Origin of the sequence: Methylobacterium longum, assembly GCF_022179385.1 — a bacterium.
In the GTDB taxonomy this organism is placed as follows: Bacteria; Pseudomonadota; Alphaproteobacteria; order Rhizobiales; family Beijerinckiaceae; genus Methylobacterium; species Methylobacterium longum.
Genome location: NZ_BPQS01000110.1, coordinates 1 through 3023, shown reverse-complemented (window position 1 = coordinate 3023; position 3023 = coordinate 1). Strand labels below are relative to the sequence as shown.

The following is a 3023-nucleotide window of genomic DNA, read 5'->3' as shown; positions in this document are numbered from 1 at the left end:
CATCTCACGGTCACGCCGGCCGTCGATCCAGTTGCGCAGCGTCGAGAGCCCCACGCCGAGATCGGCGGCTACCTCGCGGCGGGACCGCCCACTCGTCTGCGCTAGCCGAACTGCCTCAGCACGAAACTCGGGGGTAAAGGTCTGCTTCCGGTCTGCCATCGGAACCCTCCTCCTTCAGGAAAAGAGCTCTCCACTTTCTCGAGGCAAGTCCAAACCGGCGCCCTGCCGGTTCACCGCCCGAGGGACCGCCGGAAGGTCATGCCGGCCCGGCGGGTGGCGCCGGTACACCCGGAGGTGAAGCTCTGGACGATGAACAGATCCCCGAGGAGTGATGCGGGCCAGCCAGTAGCTCGCATCGGTGCCGCTTGGCGAGGAAGGGGCCTTGGCTGGGTCCGGCAGAGCACGCATCAATGAGAGGCTTCATTGGCAGATCTCGGCCGGAATAGGGCTGATCGCCGGGCGCGCCCGGCAAAGCCGAGCAAAGCCCCACTCGTCAGCGCCACGTGCAGGCCAACTCTCAAGAGAACATGCCCATGAATAATAACTCAGATCCGACTGAGTACGACATCCGGCAAGAGGGTAGTGGCTGGACCGTGTACAACACGAAGACGGGCAAACCAGTACGGTTGAACGACGCTGCGCAGGTCGGTCTGAGTCGCGAGGTTGCCACGGAGATCCTCCGGATGCTGCGGGAATTCCAGCCCGGGCGCGACGTGAGCCAGGAGGGCTGAAGTCCCGCTAACCCCTATGCGGATCACGCATCCAGAGCATGGAACAGATAGTAGCCGGTCCATCTCATGGCCGCTCTGGCCGCCTGGGGCCGAAAGCCCTCAGGGATCTCTTCGATGTCTCTGATCGTGCCGCTAAAGCTCCAAGCCTCGCCGCTGACGAACGCGGGGACGGGCCGGCCTTGCGCGACGGCACAGCGCAGCGCCGGCTTCTGTTTGCGCTGGTAGACGTTGTAGGCGTCTAACGCCTGCATCGTGGATGCTCTCCGGGCTTGAGGTGTGCGGCCTAGAGCACGAACACGGTCACCACGCGCTTACCTAAGCAAGGCCGGAGCGAAGAGTGTGGCAGCGAACACCCGAGCCTCCACGACACCTGATCCGTGAGCCGTCTCGGCCTTGGCGCTCCTTCCAGCTGCACGCCTTACCGCGCGGCCGTTTCCAGCTTGATCAGGCGGCACTTTCCGCCGTCACGTTCAACTGTGTGAGTTCGCCTCTTCGGTGATGGCGGTAGGGTGGACGAGTCGGTGGGGCCTAACAGGGGTCTGCCAAGCATCGCCCCTGACCTCACCTTGTGCGGGTCCGGCCTTGCCCGCTCGGCAGCGCTGCGAGAAGTGCGGCATGCAGAGCCCGCTCAAGCCCGTCGATGATCCGGTGATGCGCAAGCTAGTTGCGCTGGTGTGGGATCAACTGCCGAACTCAGCCCACCAGGCCCGCGTCTACCTGCTGGAGCAACTCCACGCGCTGGAGCAGGAGGCGCTGGAGACCGGTGCTGATGCCGGCACCCTTCGCTCGATCCGCGCCACGCAGGACATCGTCCGGAGAAGCGACCCACTAATGGGCGCGTAGGGACATCGGAAAGGACCAAGAGTGACATCGGACCAACCCAGAGGCCCGAGCGAGGCCGGGTCGTCGGGGAGCTCCTCGGTGGATCAGCCTCGGCCAGAACCGAACGGTGCATCGCTGCCGCCGGCCGGCCCGCATGCTAGGCCGGAGCTCATGAACCCGGATGCTACGCCGGGCACTGGCGCTCTCCCGCCGATCGGGCCGGCGGAGGACCCGAACGCGCAACCAACGAGCTGAGCACCCCAACCCGTCCGAGGCCGCGGGTTTCCGCGCGCATTCCCCCTATGTCCTCGGGGCAGATGTTCACGTCTTGTGCGCACGGCCGTGGGGGCCTAAATCGCGCTTTCCGATTAACAAACGAAAGGAGGTGATCCAGTGTCTCATTGTCTTACGCCGCGGTCGTGCGCGCAGGTGACCTGGATACTCGCCTCTGGTGAGGTCCGCGCCGCGTAAAGCGACGCCGTTGCGGTCACATGCCGACCGCGGCCCGACAATGGAGGGGCTGCTCGTAAGGGTAGCCCCTCGTTGTGTCTGGGGTGGTGCCAAACGCTCTTAAAGCAAAGCTAAGCATCCTCACTTGACTGTGTTCGAAGCGGGACACCTGAAAAGAGGTCTGGCAAGAGGTCCAGGTCTCTTGCAATTGCTTCGTCCACTCCCCTATCAGGTTAGCTGACGGGGCGCGCTGTGAGGCGCCTGTCGGGAGCCTCGAGGCTCTTGAAACCGTGTCGGCGCTTCCCATATTAGGTCTATCAGTTGGCAGGCGAAAGCGGCCGCTGATCCTCCGACATCAGCAAGCATATTCAGCGTCTGAGCTTTGGCCGCTGCTGAAAGTGCGAAACGCGAGCGAGAGCTTGGGTCGCCGCTTGTGGAATGTGGGACGAGATCCCAGATGTTGGAGGTTGGTGCGGACGCTGCTTCATGCAGATCCGCGCCTCCGCTTCCCAGTCTTGTGAGACGGCAGCCGGCGCAAGCCAGTGCGGTCCGCGGCTGAGGAAGCGTCGAGATTGACAGGCGGTCTGAGGCGCCCTACACGGCGCCTCCCGACGCGGTGCCCAAGCAGGGCGGGCCGCTCGGACAGCCTTCCAGAGATGACTGCAAGCAACTTTCAGCGAGCGCTGGGGTGATTTGCTGTCCCTATATATGTGGGACCTGCGTCAGCAGGTGCCGTTCTTTGACAAGTGAATACGAGAAAGAGAAGCGTGGACGGCGCTTGTCCTTGCGGATCCTGCGAAAGCTGGATCATCGAGAGAAGCGAGCTGTCTAACGCTTCAGAAGCTCACACTATTCGGGCAGTGATGCCTGAATGATTGTGAGTCTCTGTCAAGATGTTGTGATTAGCTTAGATCAATCTCTTCAACGTGAGAGTTTGATCCTGGCTCAGAGCGAACGCTGGCGGCAGGCTTAACACATGCAAGTCGAGCGGGCCCTTCGGGGTCAGCGGCGGACGGGTGA

At 63.0% G+C, this 3023-nt stretch carries 4 protein-coding genes and 1 rRNA gene; 3 read left to right on the top strand and 2 right to left on the bottom strand.

Annotated elements, in window-relative coordinates; genetic code table 11:
- Window positions 1-159 (bottom strand): transposase (locus MFF58_RS31445; RefSeq protein WP_238294225.1); only part of this gene is annotated, 159 nt, incomplete at its 3' end.
- A 374-nt stretch (window positions 160-533) separates the two neighbouring features.
- Between MFF58_RS31445 and MFF58_RS31440 the strand changes: the two genes are divergently transcribed.
- Entirely contained in the window at window positions 534-731 is a 198-nt protein-coding gene (locus tag MFF58_RS31440) for a hypothetical protein (protein ID WP_238294220.1), read from the top strand.
- A 23-nt stretch (window positions 732-754) separates the two neighbouring features.
- On the opposite strand, the gene MFF58_RS31435 is transcribed toward MFF58_RS31440, so the two are convergent.
- Window positions 755-982 carry a hypothetical protein gene (locus MFF58_RS31435; RefSeq protein WP_238294218.1) on the bottom strand — a complete coding sequence of 76 codons (228 nt, stop codon included), beginning with the start codon at window positions 980-982 and terminating at the stop codon, window positions 755-757.
- Window positions 983-1346: 364 nt separating this feature from the next.
- On the opposite strand from MFF58_RS31435, the gene MFF58_RS31430 reads away from it, so the two are divergent.
- A complete protein-coding gene (locus MFF58_RS31430; protein ID WP_238294216.1) occupies window positions 1347-1574 on the top strand; it encodes a hypothetical protein in 228 nt (75 codons plus the stop codon).
- Window positions 1575-2925: 1351 nt separating this feature from the next.
- Window positions 2926-3023, top strand: a 16S ribosomal RNA gene (locus MFF58_RS31425); the annotation flags it as partial.